The organism is Streptomyces sp. HUAS TT7 (genome assembly GCF_051550175.1).
In the GTDB taxonomy this organism is placed as follows: domain Bacteria; phylum Actinomycetota; class Actinomycetes; order Streptomycetales; family Streptomycetaceae; genus Streptomyces.
Genome location: NZ_CP196175.1, coordinates 8,768,034 through 8,785,222, shown reverse-complemented (window position 1 = coordinate 8,785,222; position 17,189 = coordinate 8,768,034). Strand labels below are relative to the sequence as shown.

The 17,189-nt window shown below is 68.3% G+C and carries 15 protein-coding genes and 2 pseudogenes; 9 read left to right on the top strand and 8 right to left on the bottom strand.

Annotation, left to right across the window (positions count from 1 at the left end):
* Positions 1 to 53 precede the first annotated feature (53 nt).
* On the top strand, positions 54 to 1,316 hold the full coding sequence (locus ACSHXC_RS39995; RefSeq protein ID WP_438296240.1) for a hypothetical protein: 1,263 nt from the start codon (positions 54 to 56) through the stop codon (positions 1,314 to 1,316).
* Positions 1,317 to 1,777: 461 nt separating this feature from the next.
* Here the strand turns inward: ACSHXC_RS39995 and ACSHXC_RS39990 are convergent, their stop codons facing one another.
* Entirely contained in the window at positions 1,778 to 2,176 is a 399-nt protein-coding gene (locus ACSHXC_RS39990) for a DUF6234 family protein (RefSeq protein ID WP_438296239.1), read from the bottom strand.
* 967 nt (positions 2,177 to 3,143) lie between these two features.
* Between ACSHXC_RS39990 and ACSHXC_RS39985 the strand changes: the two genes are divergently transcribed.
* Positions 3,144 to 3,950 carry a hypothetical protein gene (locus tag ACSHXC_RS39985; protein ID WP_438296238.1) on the top strand — a complete coding sequence of 269 codons (807 nt, stop codon included), beginning with the start codon at positions 3,144 to 3,146 and terminating at the stop codon, positions 3,948 to 3,950.
* Between the two features lie 8 nt (positions 3,951 to 3,958).
* Here ACSHXC_RS39985 and ACSHXC_RS39980 read toward each other — a convergent pair whose 3' ends face one another.
* The 4 genes from ACSHXC_RS39980 to ACSHXC_RS39965 form a co-directional block, all read right to left on the bottom strand.
* Entirely contained in the window at positions 3,959 to 4,792 is an 834-nt protein-coding gene (locus ACSHXC_RS39980; protein ID WP_438296237.1) for a transposase family protein, read from the bottom strand.
* A 75-nt stretch (positions 4,793 to 4,867) separates the two neighbouring features.
* Positions 4,868 to 5,323 carry a hypothetical protein gene (locus tag ACSHXC_RS39975; protein ID WP_438296236.1) on the bottom strand — a complete coding sequence of 152 codons (456 nt, stop codon included), beginning with the start codon at positions 5,321 to 5,323 and terminating at the stop codon, positions 4,868 to 4,870.
* A gap of 103 nt (positions 5,324 to 5,426) precedes the next feature.
* Positions 5,427 to 5,612 carry a hypothetical protein gene (locus tag ACSHXC_RS39970; protein ID WP_438296235.1) on the bottom strand — a complete coding sequence of 62 codons (186 nt, stop codon included), beginning with the start codon at positions 5,610 to 5,612 and terminating at the stop codon, positions 5,427 to 5,429.
* 53 nt (positions 5,613 to 5,665) lie between these two features.
* Positions 5,666 to 6,511, bottom strand: coding sequence for an IS5 family transposase (locus ACSHXC_RS39965; protein ID WP_438290635.1), 846 nt, complete (start codon positions 6,509 to 6,511; stop codon positions 5,666 to 5,668).
* A gap of 131 nt (positions 6,512 to 6,642) precedes the next feature.
* Here ACSHXC_RS39965 and ACSHXC_RS39960 point away from each other — a divergent pair.
* Both ACSHXC_RS39960 and ACSHXC_RS39955 read left to right on the top strand, forming a co-directional pair.
* Positions 6,643 to 7,724 (top strand): IS630 family transposase gene (locus tag ACSHXC_RS39960; RefSeq protein WP_438296234.1). Its coding sequence is split into 2 segments (ribosomal slippage): positions 6,643 to 7,086 and positions 7,089 to 7,724, totalling 1,080 coding nucleotides; the frame shifts between segments, so codons are not numbered across the junction.
* A 190-nt stretch (positions 7,725 to 7,914) separates the two neighbouring features.
* Positions 7,915 to 8,427: a DinB family protein gene (locus ACSHXC_RS39955; protein WP_438296233.1), complete on the top strand. Its 513-nt coding sequence runs from the start codon at positions 7,915 to 7,917 to the stop codon at positions 8,425 to 8,427.
* 288 nt (positions 8,428 to 8,715) lie between these two features.
* On the opposite strand, the gene ACSHXC_RS39950 is transcribed toward ACSHXC_RS39955, so the two are convergent.
* On the bottom strand, positions 8,716 to 9,675 hold the full coding sequence (locus tag ACSHXC_RS39950; protein WP_438296232.1) for an alcohol dehydrogenase catalytic domain-containing protein: 960 nt from the start codon (positions 9,673 to 9,675) through the stop codon (positions 8,716 to 8,718).
* Complete coding sequence (locus ACSHXC_RS39945) at positions 9,663 to 11,075, bottom strand: hypothetical protein (protein WP_438296231.1); 1,413 nt, start codon at positions 11,073 to 11,075, stop codon at positions 9,663 to 9,665. Before ACSHXC_RS39945 ends, ACSHXC_RS39950 begins: the two co-directional genes overlap by 13 nt.
* Before the next feature lie 1,192 nt (positions 11,076 to 12,267).
* On the opposite strand from ACSHXC_RS39945, the gene ACSHXC_RS39940 reads away from it, so the two are divergent.
* The 5 genes and pseudogenes from ACSHXC_RS39940 to ACSHXC_RS39920 form a co-directional block, all read left to right on the top strand.
* On the top strand, positions 12,268 to 12,567 hold the full coding sequence (locus ACSHXC_RS39940; protein WP_438296230.1) for a hypothetical protein: 300 nt from the start codon (positions 12,268 to 12,270) through the stop codon (positions 12,565 to 12,567).
* A gap of 766 nt (positions 12,568 to 13,333) precedes the next feature.
* Entirely contained in the window at positions 13,334 to 13,720 is a 387-nt protein-coding gene (locus tag ACSHXC_RS39935; protein ID WP_438296229.1) for a hypothetical protein, read from the top strand.
* A gap of 558 nt (positions 13,721 to 14,278) precedes the next feature.
* On the top strand, positions 14,279 to 14,896 hold the full coding sequence (locus tag ACSHXC_RS39930) for a hypothetical protein (RefSeq protein WP_438296228.1): 618 nt from the start codon (positions 14,279 to 14,281) through the stop codon (positions 14,894 to 14,896).
* A gap of 84 nt (positions 14,897 to 14,980) precedes the next feature.
* Positions 14,981 to 15,169, top strand: a complete 189-nt coding sequence (locus tag ACSHXC_RS39925; protein ID WP_438296227.1) for a hypothetical protein — start codon at positions 14,981 to 14,983, stop codon at positions 15,167 to 15,169.
* Between the two features lie 871 nt (positions 15,170 to 16,040).
* Positions 16,041 to 16,163, top strand: a pseudogene (locus ACSHXC_RS39920) (TNT domain-containing protein); the annotation flags it as partial.
* A gap of 26 nt (positions 16,164 to 16,189) precedes the next feature.
* Here ACSHXC_RS39920 and ACSHXC_RS39915 read toward each other — a convergent pair.
* A pseudogene (locus ACSHXC_RS39915) lies at positions 16,190 to 17,085 on the bottom strand (IS982 family transposase).
* Positions 17,086 to 17,189 lie beyond the last annotated feature (104 nt).

Below are 17,189 nucleotides of genomic sequence, written 5' to 3'. Positions count from 1 at the left end.
CAGTTCACCCACTCCAAGACCGCCGCAGACGCCTTGTGCGTTGCCTGCGGAATGTGGCCGCCGGGGTATCCGCCGGTGTGCTGAGCGTGGCCGGTCTGGTCGCGGCGGGCTCGCAGGCTCACGCGGCCGATCCGTGCACCGTGGCTGCCGGCGTCTGGACCTGTCCGAACGGGATTCCCGCCAATACGACCGTGACCGCCGACGGGTGCACCGCTGTCAACGTGATCGGGACGGTGGCCGGGACGTTGAATGTCACCACCGGCGGGGTGTGCAACGTGAACATCACTCCGCCTGCCACCCCGGCGCTGCCCGCTGTCTCCTCGGGCGGCACCGTCAACCTGAACGGGTCGGGGATCGTCCTGGAGGCCACGGGGTCCCCCGGCACCCCTGGCCAGCCCGGTAACGCCGGGACGGTCAACCTGACCGGCGCCGGCGGCACCATTACCGGCGGCGCAGGCCTTGTCGGCGACCACGGACTCGGCGGCTACGGTTCGAACGGAACCCTCACCCTCAGCGGGGGAACCCTCGCCCTCAACGGTGGCACCGCTACCAGCATCAGCGGCGGCGCCGCCGCCGGCCCCGACGGCACCATCACCATCAGCAACGGCGGGACCCTCAACGCCACCGGCGGCACCGGCGGCAGCAACGGCAGCGGCATCAACAATTTCGGCGGCAACGGCAACAGCGGGAACGGCGCTATCACCGGCACCGGCGGCGGTACCAGCGCCAAGATCGGCGGCACCGGAGGCGACGGCAACGACCCCAGCGCCAGCTCCCTCGGAGGAGGCCTCCCCACTATCACCGCTGGCACGGTCACTCTCACCGGCGGCGCCGGCGGCAAAGGAAGCACCGTCCGTGCCAGCGGCGGCCGAGGCGGCAACGGCAACGCCGGCTCCGTCACCAGCTCCACGGTCGGTGCCACCGCCGGCGCCGGCGGCACCGGCGGCACCAGCTCTCGCAATCGCGGCGCCGACGGCATCGGCAACAAGGTCAGCACCATCGCCGGTGTCAACGGCGTGAACAATCACCTTGTCGTCAACGGCGCCCCCGGCGGCACCCGCCTCATCGCCAACACCGGCAAAGTCGTCGCCGGCGACAACGCCCCGACCGGCAACACCATCACCGCCAACGGTGACAACCTCGTCTCCCCCGCAACCAACGGCAAGGGCATCCTGCAAGGCGGCGCCAACAGCAAAGACACCATCACCGTCCTGGGCAACAACTCAAGCACCATCAACGGCGGCGCCGACACCCCCAGCGGCCAGGACACATGCACCGTCACCGGCCGCAACACCGGCACCATCAACTGCCCATAACACCCGCAGCGCCTAGCGGCAGCACGCGCACCCGTTCCCTCAGGGGACAAGACAACGACCTGGACGGCGACCATTCCCTCGGTGCTGTCGACCGGCTCAGGATGACTTCTCGTCCTGGGCCGGTGGCCGGGCGTCCGAACCCGGCGGGTGAGTTCGGGTGATCTGGGTCCTGCCGCCGCGCTGCTGTCCGGGGCGCCGGGATCCACTCGAACCAGAAGTGCCGGCGGCGGGTTACGGCCCCACCGACACGGCCTACACCATAGGACCGCAGGTGGCTGAACGCGTCCATCTGCCTGAGTGGTGTCCGTACCGCGGGAAACGATACCGAGCGCGGTCACCTCACGCAGGAAGTCTCCGTTTCGGGCGCGTGCCCGGACTGGTGGGACAGGACCAACACAGACCTCATGCCCGCGGCTCAGGCAGGCACAACACAGAGGCGGCCACCGCCGGGATCCTCTGTCTCAGCAGTGCGCGTCATAGCGGACACACCCGGGTGCAGGCGCATGGTCATGGTCCACCTGCTGCTGCGAGGCCACCAGCACCTGCCAGGCCAACAGAGCCACCAGCAGGTGCGCGAGCACTGTCCAGTAGGCACGGAAGATCCCGGCCAGCACCACCACGACGAGTACGGCGACCAGCGCCACCTGCACCCGTCCGATGTGCGCGAGGCCCGCCGCATCGATCCGATCCTGCTTGCCCTGCGCTGCCCAGATCTCCATGCCAAGGCCGAACATCCAGTCCAGCACCAACCATGCGATCTCCAGCAGGAACAGCGGGATCGCGACGGCAAGGTCCGCCCCCCAATGCGTCCGGTGCGACCAGGGACGCCAACGCGCCGACCCCGACAGAGCGTTCGTCATGGCCGCAGCATGCCGACCCCAACCCCACCGCGCATGAGTACGCATACTCAACTCCGGGCCAGTGGTTTTCACGGAAGTCCGCTGCCGGCCAGCAGGCCAACGCACTCCCCCGGCACGTCGGACAGGCTGCCCATGGCCACCCGGAGGACGGCGCCATGGGCAACGGGGTCACCATGACCTCGGCTGTGCCCCCAACCTACGGGCCATCCCGCCCAGTTGGGCATTGATACTGACGTACGGCTCGGAGTAGGAGTCCGCCACCAGAAGAGCCGCCGCGACAAGTCCGCCACGCCACGCGAACAACAGCCGTCACCCAAGGGCCCAGAAACTCGGCAACCGGCACTACGCCATACAAAACGACGCTCAACCTTCACCAGAAAACGACAGCGGCCTTCACCGAGAAAACGACACCCACAACCGCCACCACCAGGAAGACGCCATCCCCCCCCGATGCAACCGGCCCGAGCAGGCAATGCCGATCGTCGCGTTCCAGATGGCCGCCATGTATCTCGGTTCCGCCGCGGGGGCCGCCGCAGGCAGCGCTTTGCTCGCCGGCAGCACCGGCCCGGGCGACCTGTACGCATGGACACTGGCGCCTGCAGCTCTGGCGTTGCTGCTCACTGGGTGGCTCAGCATCGCTGCGCCCCGTGCTCATGCTCGGCACCGCATCGCTCGCCTCGCGTGCGATGCCGCAGACTAGCGTCGCTCTGGCCATCAAGGCCCGACGAACTGGAACGCCGGGCCCCGCTGCATCTGTACGCGAAATGCGCACTGCCAGTGTGCGCCCTGCGGTTCACAGCCACGCGCCCCAGAGGACATAAGCCAAGTTGAAGCCGCAGGTCAAAGGGCTGGTGTGACCGGTTCTCGGAGTGCTCATGCTGGTCGTGGGCGACAGTCTGCGGAGTAGATCGTCCATCTGGGAGTTCGTGACAGTCGGACACATTCAGCGGCTTGTCATACTTTCCGCATGGAGATGCAAGCCGTAGAGGACGCTCGGCGTTGGCTCGCCGAGCGGGGTGTTGTCGAGGCTGGTGACGGGTGGGCCGACGTCGAGGAGTCGGAGGGGCCGCTCACGGCCAACGAGATCGCGCACTCCTGGGTCAGCGAGGTATTCACCGACGGGGGCCTGGACGTGGCGGGGCAGCTGAGGCTGGACTTCGGACTGCTGGATCTCCTCGACGACTATTGGGTGACGTGCGAGATCCGGTTCGCGAACCGAGGATCAAAGGGGCCCTTGCCCGCCGACGTGCTGTGGGACGGCTATCGCCAACGGCTAGAGGCGCACCGGGACGCCGAGGCCGTCACCTACTCGCTCTGGGTCGACTGGTTCGAGGACCGCGACACTGCCGCGACGGCCTTCGCTGCAGTGCTCGGGAACGACATCGACCACATCGTGGCGGAGGGATCGGACGCATCACTCCGCCGTGCCGCCCGGGTTCTGGCCTGCTCGGGCCCCGTGCTCTGGCCCGTGAAGCAGAAGGCGTACGACACCGCGGTGCGCCTCCCCGCATTGCACGGACCGCTGTTCAAGGGCCTGCTCGCCAGCTATCACGACCTTTACGGCGACCCGGAGCCGACGGCCGCACTGGCCCTCCTGGCGCAACTACAACTCCCGGCCGACACCCCGCATCTCATGGAACGGCGGTCCGTGCTCACCGCAGGGCACACGAATCACTACCGCACTCCTCACGCTTGGGCCCTCGTAGCGGCCCGCGCGGTCGATGGCGGTTCTCGGGGTGCTCACTGTGATCGTGGGCGACGGCCTGCGGAGTAGTACGTCTGTCAGCGGTGGACTTCGAGGTTGGTCAGGACCAGCAGGGCGCGCAGGAGGCGGGTGGCGCGGGCGGGGTCGGTGCGGAGTTTGGTGAGGGTCCGCCAGTTTTTGAGGTGGGCGAAGCCGTGTTCGACGGGAGCACGTCCGGCAGCGAGAACCCGGTTGGCGTCCTTTTCGCAGGTGGTGAGCTTGCGGTAGCGGGATGCCTTGAAGCCGGTGACGACCACGGGGTCGCATACGTCGTTGTCCAGGCCGCAAAAGCCAAGGTCCGCCAGCGCCCCGAGACCGGCGGCGCGCAGGTGGTCCAGGATGTGGTCGTAGCGGGCGGCGGTGATGTCGTTGGTGCTGCCGGGCCGGGCGGTGGAAATCCAGATTAGGCGGCCTCTCTCGTCGGTCAGGGCGAGGAAGTGCAGGCCGTGGCAGTGGCTTTTGCCGGAGTAATTCCGCCGGTTGGCCTTGCTTGTGCAGTGCTGGGTAGCAATGAGGGTGCCGTCGATCAGGACCACTTCTTCGCCCCGCTTGGCAATCCTCTTCAGGGCGCGGTCCAGCCGCGGGGCTTGGGCTGAGAGCAGTCCGATCAGCTCGTCGCGCCAACGGCGGACGGTGGACTCGGAGACGTTGTTGCTGCCGGCCATGTCGGCCAGGCGCTGGTCGTGCCGCAGCACGGCCAAGACGATCACCGCGATCCTCCCGGGCGGCAGGATCCGCCACCGGGACCCAATCGCCTTCAGATGGCGTCGCAGCAGATCGGCGAGGTGGCCGACCGTGCTCGTGGACAGCGGCAGGCGGCACTGGTAGATAGTCGGGCAGGTGTCTTCGGCGCGTACTTTGGTTGTCGTCACACAAATCCAACGGCCGCCGGAGGCACCCTGGTTACGCCCGCGCCATACCGTTTCGGGCGGCGACGGCACCCCGGCTCACAGGCGGGTGGTGAACCGACCGTCGGGCAGTTTGCGCAGCCAGCCGCGGTCGGTCAGCCTGATCAGCTTCCCGCGCAGCGGTTCCAGCTTCGCCCGCACGCTGACGTCCACCCCCAGCATCTCGCCGACCTGCCGGGCCATGACCGGTCCGGCGGCCTTGCGCACGACGGCGAGGATGCGCTGATAGTCCGGCGGGAGCATGGCCTCCTCCACGCCCGGCACGCGGTGCGGGACCAGCATCACCGCCTGCCCGCCCACCTGCCCGGGCACGGGCGCGGCCGAGACGCGCTCGCCGGCGAGCTCTTCGCTCACCCGCTCAAGAACGCGCTCGGCGACAGCGAGTTCGTGCCGCTCGGCCCGCACCTCCGCCAACTGCTTGGCCAGCCGCTCTTCGAGTTCATCCAGCTCCGCGCGCCGCGCGGTGATCCGTTCCAGCAGTTCGGGATCCAGCATGCATCGGATCGTAGAAGGCCGCCCGGTCGCTACGAGCAGGAACCGGTTGGTCCAGTGACCGCGAACCTTCGTGGCCAGCGAAGGTCGAGCGCGGCTCAGTTCCCTACCAGCCCATAGCCCTGGCCACATCCGCTTGCGCGGTGGCGATCTCCTCGCTGGTAGACCCTGTGACATCTACGTCAGCCGCCCACTCGAACCGGGATAGCAGGTCGGCCAGCGCCTGCTTCTGAGCTGGATGCGTGATCGGTACCGAGTTCAGATCGGTACTCATCAGCCAGTCGAACAGCACGACGGCGTCTGCGTGCCACAGGCGCCGGTTAGTGGGTGTCTGAGAAGTCCCGTTCAGGGCAGGGCTCTGGCGGCCCGGTGCAGCAGGAGCATGACGGTGGCCAGGTAGACCGCGTTCTCCTGACTGGCGGCCAGGTATTCGTAGTCCTTGGACAGGCGTCGGTAGCGTCCCAACCAGGCGAAACTCCTCTCGATCACCCAGCGCCGCGGAACTACCGCGAAGATCGGCACCTCGCGTGGAGGGGCGTCGGTCTTGGCCCAGGTGCCACGGAATCCGCCGTCCTTACGCTGGACGACCTGAATGGTGACTCCGGTCTCCTCACGGACCCAGTCCAGGAACTCACCGCCGCGATAGCCCTGGTCCGCCCACAGATGCCGCAGCCGCGGGAACTTGTGGGCGGAGCGGGCCAGTAGCACGGCAGCGCCGTCCCGGTCACTCACGTTGGCCGGGCTGACGCAGACCGCAAGGACGAGGCCGAGGGTGTCCACCAGGAGATGGCGCTTGATGCCCAGCACCTTCTTGCCGCCGTCGTAGCCGTGCCAGCCACCGCGCTCGGTGGCCTTGACGCTCTGGCTGTCGATCACACCGGCACTCGGAGTCGGTTCACGCCCCTGGCCTGTGCGTTCCCGCGCCCGCAGGGCCGCCAGGATCTCTTCCCAGCAGCCTTCGACGCCCCACTGGCGCCAGTAGTGGTAGACAGTCTGATACGGCGGGAAGTCGTGCGGGAGCAGGCGCCAGGCGCAGCCGGCCCGCACCCAGTACGCCAGAGCATTGATGATCTCCCGACGCTCATGCTTCGGCGGCCGCCCGCCCGGTCTCGGCGGCGGTACGAGCGGCGCCAATACCGCCCACTCTCCGTCAGACAGATCCGTTGGATACGCGCGTCGCCACTTGACCATCCCGGCCTCCACCAGCGCAGGAACCACCAACTCACCTGCCCTGAACGGGACTTCTCAGACACCTACTACTGAGCTTCCGGGCGCGATGTCGTAGGGGTGACAGCTGGTGGCCGCCGCGGTACATCGAAGGCATGAGGTATCCGCAAGGGGGTGGCTTGACCGCTGAACGGCGGACGTTCCGTGAGCGCATCCGCTTGCAAGCGGCCGAGAGGTTCGCCGTCGGCCAGGACAACGCGAAGGTGGCCAGGGAACTACGAGTCAGCGTGCGTTCAGTTCAGCGGTGGCGCCGCCCGTGGCATGACGGCGGCCAGCAGGCGCTGCGCTCACGGGGCCCTGCGGCGCGGTCCAGGCTCAGCGATACGTTGTTCGCGGTGCTGGAGGCGGAGTTGGGCAAGGGGCCGGTCGCGCATGGATGGACGAACCAGACGTGGACACTGGTGAGGATCAAGACGCTGATCGGACGCCGGTTCCACAAAAGCCTGTCGCTGTCGACCATCGCGGACATGCTGCACCGCCACGGCTGGAGCTGTCAGGTCCCGGCCCGCAGAGCCCTGGAACGGGACGAGCACCAGATCAGCGGCTGGGCGAAGGAGACCTGGCCGACGGTGGAAGCGCCGCGGCGGCGCTCGGAGCGTACGTTGTCTTCGAGGACGAGGCCGCCTTCTCCATGACACCACCCACCACACGGACTTGGTCACGACGCGGGAACACCCCGATCGTTCGGGTGCGGGGCCGCTCTGCCTGCCGGATCTCTCTGGCCGCGATGTGCTGCTACCGGCCCGGCGAACGCTCCCGCCTGCTCTACCGAATGCGCCAGCATAAAGACACCGGCCGCAGAGCCAAGGGAGAGCGCCGCAGCTTCGCCTGGACCGACTTCCGTGACCTGCTGAGCACGGCCCACAGGCAGCTCGGCGCTCCACTCATCCTCGTCTGGGACAACCTCAGCACCCACCGGGCGGCCGGGCTACGCGACTTCATCGCCGAACAGGATTGGGTCACTTCCTTCCAACTGCCGTCCTACGCACCCGATCTCAACCCAGTCGAGGGCATCTGGTCTCTGTTGCGGCGAAGCTCACAGGCCAACACCGCCTTCGCCGACCCCGAGCACCTCGACCGGAATCTCCGCCACGGGCTACGCAAGATCCAGTACCGCAGCGACCTCATCGACGACTGCCTCACCGCGACTGGGCTACCTCAGCCCAGATCGCGCTGACGACATCGCGTCCGGAAGCTCAGTAACGGTAGGCACAGATTCCCCTGTGTCGTTGGCATCCATGGAGTCATCGTGCCAGGTGAGGGGCCGTGCCCTGGCGGCCAACCTTCGCTAGTGCCGCATCAGGCAACGTTCGCCCTGTCGGAGGTCCTGCCTGTCGCCGGCTTCGGTCACTGGCGATAATCGACCGATGAGCGCCATCGAACGCCCTTTGCCGCCCCTGAACGCCGACGAGCGCACCACGCTCGAAAGCTGGCTTGAGTTTCACCGTTCCACCCTCGCCATCAAGTGCGAGGGCCTGGACGATGAGAAGGCCGCCGTCGCGTCCGTGCCACCGTCCGGCTTCACCTTGACCGGCCTCGTCCAGCACATGGCGGAGGTGGAGCGGAACTGGTTCCGCCGAGTGTTCGCCGGAGAACAGGCCCTGCCCATCTACGACCCGCAGGCCGACCCCTCCGCCCCCGACGGCGGCTTCGAACTGGCCGAGGGCGCCACACTGCACGACGCCCTCGCCACCTGGCATGCGGAGATCGCCCGCGCCCGCGAACTCTGTGCCGACCGCGCTCTGACTGACACCGGCCGCTTCATGGAGCATGATGTCAGCCTCCGCTGGATCTACGTCCACATGATCGAGGAGTACGCCCGCCACAACGGCCACGCCGACCTGCTCCGGGAGCGCATCGACGGCACCACTGGTGTATGAGAAGCCGTATCTCTGTAGCTCAGAATCGCCCTCCTGATCGATAGAGATACGGCTTCTAAGTGGCAAACGTTGCCTGATGGGGCACCAACACGAACTCATGTCCGCCGAGGTTCGATGGCACGCGCTCAGAGCTGAATGACACCGGTAAGCCGACCGCTCCGGCGGACGATCTACTCCGCGGACTGCCGCCCACGACCAGCACGAGGACCGCGGAAGAGCGTCACACCAGCCCTTTGATCTGCTAATTCAAGTTGGCGGAGGCTCAGAGGGTGTATCGACAGCGCGCTGTCATCCGCATGTCAGGATGACCTTGCCGAACTTGCCTGGACCAGCGAGCCGGGCGTAGCCATCGGCGTACCGGTCAAGGGTGAAGGTCGTGTCGACGGGGACCCGCAGGCGACCGCGGGCGAGTAGGGGAACTACCGAGGTGCGGACGAGGTTGGCGAGCAGTGCTTTTTCCGCGTGCGTGCGGCCTCGGATAGTTGTTCCGATCAGGTGGCCGCGTACCAGCATGAGGTCGAACATCCGCAGCGGGACCGTGGCGCCGGCCTGAACGCCGACGATGAGCACCTTGCCGCGGCTGCGCAGCAGGGAGACCCGTTGCAGGCAGTCCTGTCCGCCGACGAGTTCCACGATCACGTCGTACGGTCCGTGCTGCGCCTCATCGGAGGGAGTGACGACGTCGACGCGTGCGCCGGCCGGGGCGAGCGCCTTCATCTGTTTGTGAAGCTCCAGACGGCGCACACTTGCCACGGTATGCGCTCCGGAAACCGCGGCGACCTGCACCATGGCTGTTCCCACGCCGCCTGCCGCCCCCGTGATCAGCACACGGTCGCCTGCGCGGACCTGGGCCTGGGTGACCAGGGCGTCCCAGGCGGTGCTGAAGGCTTCCGGGAAGCCGCCGGCCTCCTGCCAGGACAGGCCGTTGGGCACCGGAAGCAGGAGATCGGCAGGAACGGTGATCCGCTCAGCGTGACCACCGCCACCGACCAGCGCCATGACCCGGTCTCCGGTGGAGATCCCAGTAACCGCTCTCCCAACGCGCTCGACTTCACCTGCGATTTCCAGGCCGGGCACGTCGGTTGGCCATCCCGGCGGCGCCGGATAGTCCCCCCGTGCCTGCTGGAGGTCGGCGGCGTTGAGACCTGCGGCGTGCACACGGACCACCACATCTCCTGGCTCCGCCACCGGATTCGGCCGTTGCTCCAGGTGGAATTGCCCGTCGGAGTCGATCACTACAGCCCGCATGACCGCACTCTACGACCAGGCACTGACAACTGCTGCGAGTGGGGCGTGAGACAGCCACAGCCGCTCGTTGACAGCCACGACGAGGACGGTCGCCTCGCATTGAGCCGGAGTCGCTCATGGGCAGGCGGCTTAGGTGTCTGACCTGATCTTTTTGATGGTGAGGTGGGACTGGACTCGGAGTACCCCTGGAAGGCCGGTGAGTTTGCCGATGAGGAAGGCTTCGTAGGCGGCCTGGTCGGCGACGGCGACGCGGAGGAAGTAGTCGGGCTGGCCGAACATCCGGCGCAGCTCGACGACTTCCTCGTACGACGCCAGCGTGTCCTCCAGCGTTTTGATGGTCTCCAGGTTGTTGGCGGAGACCTCGATGTCGACCAGGACTTCCAGGCTGCGGCCGGTGGCCGCTGGGCTGATGACGGCGCGGCGTGGTCGTTCCAGTACAGGACGGCGCCGATCTGCGGATGAGCTGCCACGTAGGGGGTCATCGCCTCGATGAACGCGGGGCGCAGGGCAGGACTGGTGAACGGGACGCTACCCCACTCCGGGATGAAGACCGGTTTGCCCGCGGCGTGGGCGGTGCCCCAGTTCAAGGCCGGGCCGAAGACCGCCTCGGGTTTCGTGGAGCTCTTGGCCGGGTCCAGGTAGGTGCCGCTCGCCTTGTTCGAGCAGCTGCCGGTCACGTAGCCGTCGACCCCGACGACGTCCACGCTTTCGGCGCCCGGCCAGAAGCTGTCGGCGGCGCCCGGATGACCGAAGCCGTTCGCGCTGAGGATCCACACCCAGCGCAGGTGGCCGCCACTTCGGGCGTTCAGGTGCGTGTCGGCCGCCAGTTGGTACACATGGCGCCAGGCGGCGACGAACTGCGCGGGGCTTCCCTTCCCGGCGTCGATCTTCGCATTCGGTTCGTGGTTGAACGACACGTAGAGGGAGTCCAGGTGGTGGGCTGTGGCGGCGGCGTTCACCGCGCGCAGGTATGTCAGCACCGTGGCGTCGGATGTGCCGGCGGCGATCGACGCCCAGTCCCGGCTGCTCCCCGTGCCGAGGCTGGCCAGCAGGGTGGCTCCGGAGCGCAGGGCGCCGATCTCCTCCGCGGAGGGAAACGCGCCGGCGGTGTCGACGGTGTCGTAGGTCCGCACGATCGCCAGCGACCGGCCCAGATGCGTCAGACCGGACAACTGCGCGTCACCGCCGAACAGCACGCCCGACGACGCCGCCGTCGAACGAGCCGTACCCGGCGCCGACGGACCCGAAGCGGCCGGCGCCGCGGCGGCGGCCGGTGATGCCCCCGAGGCGTTCGGGGCTCCATGGCCCGAACAGCCGGTGATGGCCGCCGTCATTGCGGCGAGCAGCGCAGCGGCGGCTGCCGCACGCCGGGGGCTCCTGAACACCCGGGACACACGCAAAACGTTCTTCTCCTCGTCCGCAAACTGCCGCAGCCGCATCTGCAGGCCACGGGAGAACGCAGACTGACAGCCCTCTTTGTGAACTCCTTGCGGATCTTCAAACCGCTTCCACCATCCCGGCAGCCGAGCTCGCCGCGGACAACTTGCCCAAGGTGTCCAGGAGTTCCCACGTTTTCGAGCCGGTCATGGGAGACGACGCAAGCAAGCGACCTCCCCCCTGCTGAATGCCGCTCGTCGGGTGGGCACGGCTTGCCCGCCGGGAATCCGGCACCCCACCCACGCAGGGGCAGCCCGTGGTTGGCCCTGCGCTTCAGGGACTGCTCGATCCTCGGTGACAAGCAGGACAGGCGCAGAGCACCCCGGCTACGACGCAGCCGCGGAAGGAGACTTGGAGGTGCCTTACGAGCCCAGCACACCGAACACACCACCATCGACCACCAGGATCACGAAGCGCGCCTCATGCATGGGCGTCCCACCAGAAGACAAAGCGCCACAAGCTGACCGACAGCAGCTCGTACGGCTCCGCCGGGCGCGGAACGGACTGCGCGGGGGAAGCACGGTGACCAAGGCGGCAGAGAGCCGTTGCACCCGATGGAGACGCATCAGGGTCCCGGGGTCCGGACATGACCCCGGGACCGGCACACCCATCACCCACCACCCACCAGGCCAGGACACCGGACACACGCGTCCTGCCGTGCCATCAGCGGCCCAGGACGGTCGCTTTCGGGTGCGGCCCTTGTGGCGTGACCGGGATCAGTCCGCGTGACCACAGTCACTCAACATGAGCCACACCCTGGGCCTTTACCGGTGCGCCGACGGCCCCGGGAGGCCACCGACAGACAGCCGGCACACCAACCCCCACTCCCTGACTCCCTGATGTGGCTTTTTTGGACTAAACTGGCGCAGTTTATGACGTGTTATGCCTTTTTCTCGTTCGAGGGGGTGTCCGGTGGATCAGGGTCGGATCAGGTCGCGGCGTCTGGTGCGGTGCATCGAAAGGCGCCGGAGCGTCTCATATCGGGGTCCCCCCTTGGCCCTTGAGGCCCTGGAGGGAGGAGCCATGAGAGATGTTTGGCAACGCGGCGAGGTGCCGTGCCAGACGCCGCGACCCCGGCCGTGACCCCTGGAGCGGCAGGCTGCCCCACGGACGGGCCTGCCACCCCTCTCCGATCCACCGAATGGGAGCATGATCGTGATCAAGCAGATTCTCGCCGGAGCAGCCCTCGCCCTTGCCGCCACCACGGCCGTCGCAGCCCCCGCCTCGGCGCAGGGCGCCTCGGACTTCGGCACCCGCAACGGCAACACCGCCATCACCGGCGGCGCGGGCGGCATCCTCAACACCTACGGCGCCCCCCTCATCAACGCCGACCTGCGCTGCGCGATCCCGCTCCCCGAAGGCGAAGGCATCGGCGGCCACGCCCTCGGCGGACCCAAGGCCGCCTGCAACATCGCCCCCGTCAACCAGTACCAAGCCCCCCAGAAGCTCCTCTGACACCCCCGCGACCAACTGCCCCTGGCCCACGGCCCCCTGCACGCAGGGGGCCGTGCGCACACCCGGGGACGGTACGCAGTGCGCACCAGAGCGCCGTTCCGCATTGCACACCGAACAGGCCGGCCGCTAGGGAGGACTGCCCGGGACGGCCAGGACCACGACGTACTGGCACGACGTACAGCCCGGGGTATGGGGCTCCCGCCACAAGAGCCGGCGCGAGCAGCCGCACGGACGGCAGGTCGCGCGGCTTGCCGGGCCCGCAATGGGCCGGGCGGGGGAAGCCGGGTGACCGGGCTCGGCACCGCCTCGTTGAACCAGCGCAAGATCACGTGAGTGAGTACCGCCCAAGGGTCCCGGGGTCTGACCAGTCGCCCCGGGACCCGGCACACCCACCACCCCCACCAGGCCGGTCCAGGCCCTGTCACCGGACAGTTGCGTCCTGCCGGTGGCGCCGGCGGCCAAGAACGTTCGATTCCGGGTGCGGCTCCTCTTGGGTGACCGCGATCAAGCTGCATGATCACGGCCGCGTGATCGCGGTCACTCAAGTAGAGCCGCACCCTTCGCATGTGCGGCCGCGCCCGCAGCCCCGGGAGGCCCCCGGCGGACCCCGGATGCGCCAGCCCCCACGCCTTACGCGCCTGTTCTGGTCCGAATGGGCGCACTTTGTGACGTGCTGTGCACGCTCCTCGTTCCAGGAGCGACGGCTCCCCGCTCCCTAGGGGCGGGCCTGTCACTCTTACCGACCCACTGAATTGGGAGCATGATCGTGATCAAGCAGGTTCTCGCCGGAGCGGCCCTCGCCACAGGCGCAACGATGGCCGTCGCCGCCCCCGCCTCGGCCCAGGCCCCGGTCCCCCAGGCCCTGAACCTCCCCGCCAACACGCTGACGAGCGTCTTCTCCACCGGCGCCGCGCAGGGCCCCACCACGGGCGGGACCGGCGCCTTCGGGACCAGCAACGGCGACACCACCATCACCGGCGGGTCGGGCGGCATCCTCAACGGCCACGGCGCCTCGCAAGGCACCGTCGACCTGCGCTGCGCGGTCCCACTGCCCGAAGGCGAGGGCATCGGCGGACACGGCCTCTCCACCATCAAGAACCAGTGCAACCTCGGACCCACCACCCTGTACCAGGCCCCCCAGAAGCTCCTCTGACACACCGCCTGGCATACGGGTCTCCCACCACAAAACCCGACACGACCGGACGGACAGCAGCCCGCACAACCCGCCCAGCCCGCCGGACCCGCCATGGGCCGGGCCGGGGAAGCGGGGCGACCAGGAGCTGCGCAGACCCGTTGTGCCCGACTCAGATGCACCAGGGTCCCGGGGCCTGACCAGCCCCGGGACCCGGCACACTCCCGCCCGCCGGGCCGGACCGGGCACCGGGCACTGGACATACGCGTCGACACCTGCGCCACCGGCGGCCAACGACCTTCGCCTTGGGGTGCGGCTCTTGTTGAGTGACCGTGATCAGGCTGCGTCATCACGGTCACCCAAGAACAGCCGCACCCCACGTCTGTGCCAGTCCGCCCGCGGCCCGGGCAGCCGCCGGCAGACCGCGAACGCACCAGCCCCCACCACATGCTGGTCCGAATGAGCACAATCTGTAACGTTTCGTGCACATCCTCGTTCCAAGGAGCGGCAGGTTCGCCACTCTCCCAGAGCAGGCCTGTCCACTTCCCCTTACTGACCCACCGAATCGGGAGCACCACCATGATCAAGCAGGTTCTCGCCGGAGCGGCCTTCGCCACCGCCGCAACCATGGCCGTCGCCGCCCCCGCCTCCGCACAGGCCCCCAAGCCCCCGACCACCACCACCGCCACCAACACAGTCCAGAGCGTCCTTGCCACCGCCGCGCAGAACCCGACCACGAGCGGCACCGGCACCGGCTGCAACTGCGGCACCACCAGCGGCGCCACCAACACCGTCAGCAACCTCACCGGCACCGTTAGCAGCACCGCCGCCAACCCCACCAGCGCCATCAGCAGCACCGCCGCCAACCCCACGGGCGTCGTCAGCGACCTCACCGGCACCACGGGGAACCTCACCGGCGGCCTCACCGGTACGACCGGCGATCTCACCGGCGCCGGTGCAGGCGCGAGCGGCGCCGGCGCCACAGGCTTCGCCACCAGCAACGGCAACACCACCATCGCCGGCGAGGCGGGCGGCATCCTCAACACCTACGGCGCCCCCCTCATCAACATCGACGGACGCTGCCTGGTCCCGCTCCCCGAGGGCGAAGGCATCGGCGGACACGCCTTCGGCGGCCCCAAGGCCGCCTGCAACATCGCACCCGTCGACCAGTACCAAGCCCCCCAGAAGCTCCTCTGACCCTCCCGCTGCCGGCCCCGCCCCACGGCAGTACACGTACAGCCCCCTTGCACACCCCGCAGCCTCCAACAGGAGCAGCACACCGTGATTCCCCGTCAGCGCACCGAACAGATCAGCACCGACGGCCAGGACCACGAAGCACGGCCCGGCGAACGGGTCTCCCACCCCAAGAGCCACCACGGCAAACTGACCGGAGACCAGCTCACGCAACCCGCCGAGCCCAGAATCGACAGGGTGCAGAGCACAGCGCCCCGGGCTGCGGACGGCCGTTGAACCAGCAGGACTGGACGAAGCACACCAGGGTCCCGAGGCCCGGACACAACCCCGGGACCCTGTGCCACCGGACACCGGTTCCTCGGCTGCACGGCATGGACCGCTGGACGAAGGCATGGTGTGGGAGCCGGGCGAGGAAGCCTGGGAAACCAAACTCCGCGCCCTGGCCACCTACCAGCCCGCCCACGGACACCTCGCCCCCCGCCAAGACGCCGCCTGGCCCGCCGACGGCGAATACGGCGAGCCTCTGCCCATCGGGCAGATCATGGCCAACCTCCGCCGCACAAGCGGACTCGGCAAGGGCGGAGTTGGGCGTGGAGTGGGCCTGACCCGGCAGCGACGGGCGGACTCATTGCCCGGACCCGCCGGCCCTGCACTCGTTGAACCAGTTGCCTAGACCCCAGTAGGTGCACCAACTCAGAGCCTCGCCATGCGGGGCTCTGAGTCGCTCCCCCAGCTTGATGAGACTCCTTGGACATGGCTCGGGCCGGAATCCCGCCGCCACGCCCCGTGGCGGCTGGCGATGTGTCTGCGGCGGCCGATGACGGGATAGGGGGCTGTAGCGAGTACGACGCATCGGCAGGTGGTTGCCGGTGCGGCGCATGGACCGTTGAGGTTGGGTGGGTATGGGGAAATATGCACTGCGGCCGGCCGCGGTGATCGTCCACAATCCGGTGCCCTGGGGGGCGTTGGAGGCACTGCAAACCGTGCCCGCAGCCGATGTGCTGGACCGTTTCCAGTTCCGGGAGGCGCCGGATGCCGAGGTCTTCGCCGCGCAGCACCAGCGGTTCACCGCCGCGATGGCCGCACTGCCCGCGACCAGATCACTTAAGACACGCACCCGGCGGCCTGCCTGGCGCACGGCGAGAACCAGGGCGGCAAGATCGCACCGTGGTTCGAGCAGCCGGGCGGCGGTGTCCAGTACAAGCTGCCCGAGTCGATCAACGTCACTTGGCTCCTGGAGCACAAGTACATCGAGAATGTAGTGGACTAGCCCTAGACGAGTAGTTCCGTTGTGGCTCAGTGGTCGTAGGCGATGAGTGACCTGGTGATGGGTGCGTCGGTGGTGCGGTTGTGCCAGATGGCGCAGGTCATCGCCAGGATCCGCTGGGCCACGCGGACGCCGACGCCTTCGATGGTGCGTCCGCCGTGCTGTTCGGGGTCGAGCTGGCCTTTGAGGGTGTCGTTGACCGACTCGATCAGCTGCCGCACCGTCTTGAGCAGGGATTCTCCCGGCCGTGGGGTGCCGCGGTTGCGGTAGGAGGGCCGCAGCAGGTGGATGCCGTGGGCGGCCGGGAAGCGGTCAAGTTCGGCGGCGATGTAGCCCTTGTCCGCCAGGATGAGCAGGCCGGGACGGTCGGCGGGCAGGTGCGGTTCGTTGTCGATGAGGGCGGCCAGGACCTGTCGTTCGTCGGGCTTGGGGTCGGCCGGGGCCCAGGTGACGGGCAGCCCGCCGGGGTGCATACCAGGTGCAGCTTCAGGCCCCAGTAGAAGCGGGAGTGGGAGCGGCAGTAGCCGTAGTTGGCCCAGCCGGCCAGGTCGGAGCGTTTGACGGTCTCGCGGGAGCGGGCGCATTCAACGGGGGTGGAGTCCACGATCCACAGGTTGTCCAGCCAGAGGTCGGTGTCGGTGGCCAGGGACCGGATCGTCTGGCTGACCAGGGGCAGAGCCGCCCGTAGGCGCTTGTTGTAGGCCGGGCGCTGGGGCAGGTACGGGAACATCCCGTGCAGGTGGGCGTGGGCGAAGCGCAGCCAGCGGGCCTCGCAGTGAAAGCCGGGGATGGCCTGGGCCACCGCTGGTGTCACCAGTTCCGCCTGGGTCAGCCGAGGCGGTCGTCCGCGCCGTCGCAGGGTCTTCAGACGGTCATCGACATGCACGTACAGTGCCGTCAAGAGGGTGTCCAAATCGGTCGTCACAACCCGATGTTGGACACCCTCCCCACGTCTGAGAACCCAGCAATCGGAACTACTCGTCTAGCGGTCCTGTGGATCGGCTCCAGCCGATAGCCCCCGGGGGGGGA

Bases quoted from the DNA above. Each gene is read 5' to 3' on its own strand.
- ACSHXC_RS39985 (WP_438296238.1), top strand. From the start codon at position 3,144: ATGGAGATGCAAGCCGTAGAGGACGCTCGGCGTTGGCTCGCCGAGCGG.
- ACSHXC_RS39990 (WP_438296239.1), bottom strand. From the start codon at position 2,176: ATGACGAACGCTCTGTCGGGGTCGGCGCGTTGGCGTCCCTGGTCGCAC.
- ACSHXC_RS39930 (WP_438296228.1), top strand. From the start codon at position 14,279: ATGATCAAGCAGGTTCTCGCCGGAGCGGCCTTCGCCACCGCCGCAACC.
- ACSHXC_RS39955 (WP_438296233.1), top strand. From the start codon at position 7,915: ATGAGCGCCATCGAACGCCCTTTGCCGCCCCTGAACGCCGACGAGCGC.
- ACSHXC_RS39965 (WP_438290635.1), bottom strand. From the start codon at position 6,511: ATGGTCAAGTGGCGACGCGCGTATCCAACGGATCTGTCTGACGGAGAG.
- ACSHXC_RS39950 (WP_438296232.1), bottom strand. From the start codon at position 9,675: ATGCGGGCTGTAGTGATCGACTCCGACGGGCAATTCCACCTGGAGCAA.
- ACSHXC_RS39975 (WP_438296236.1), bottom strand. From the start codon at position 5,323: ATGCTGGATCCCGAACTGCTGGAACGGATCACCGCGCGGCGCGCGGAG.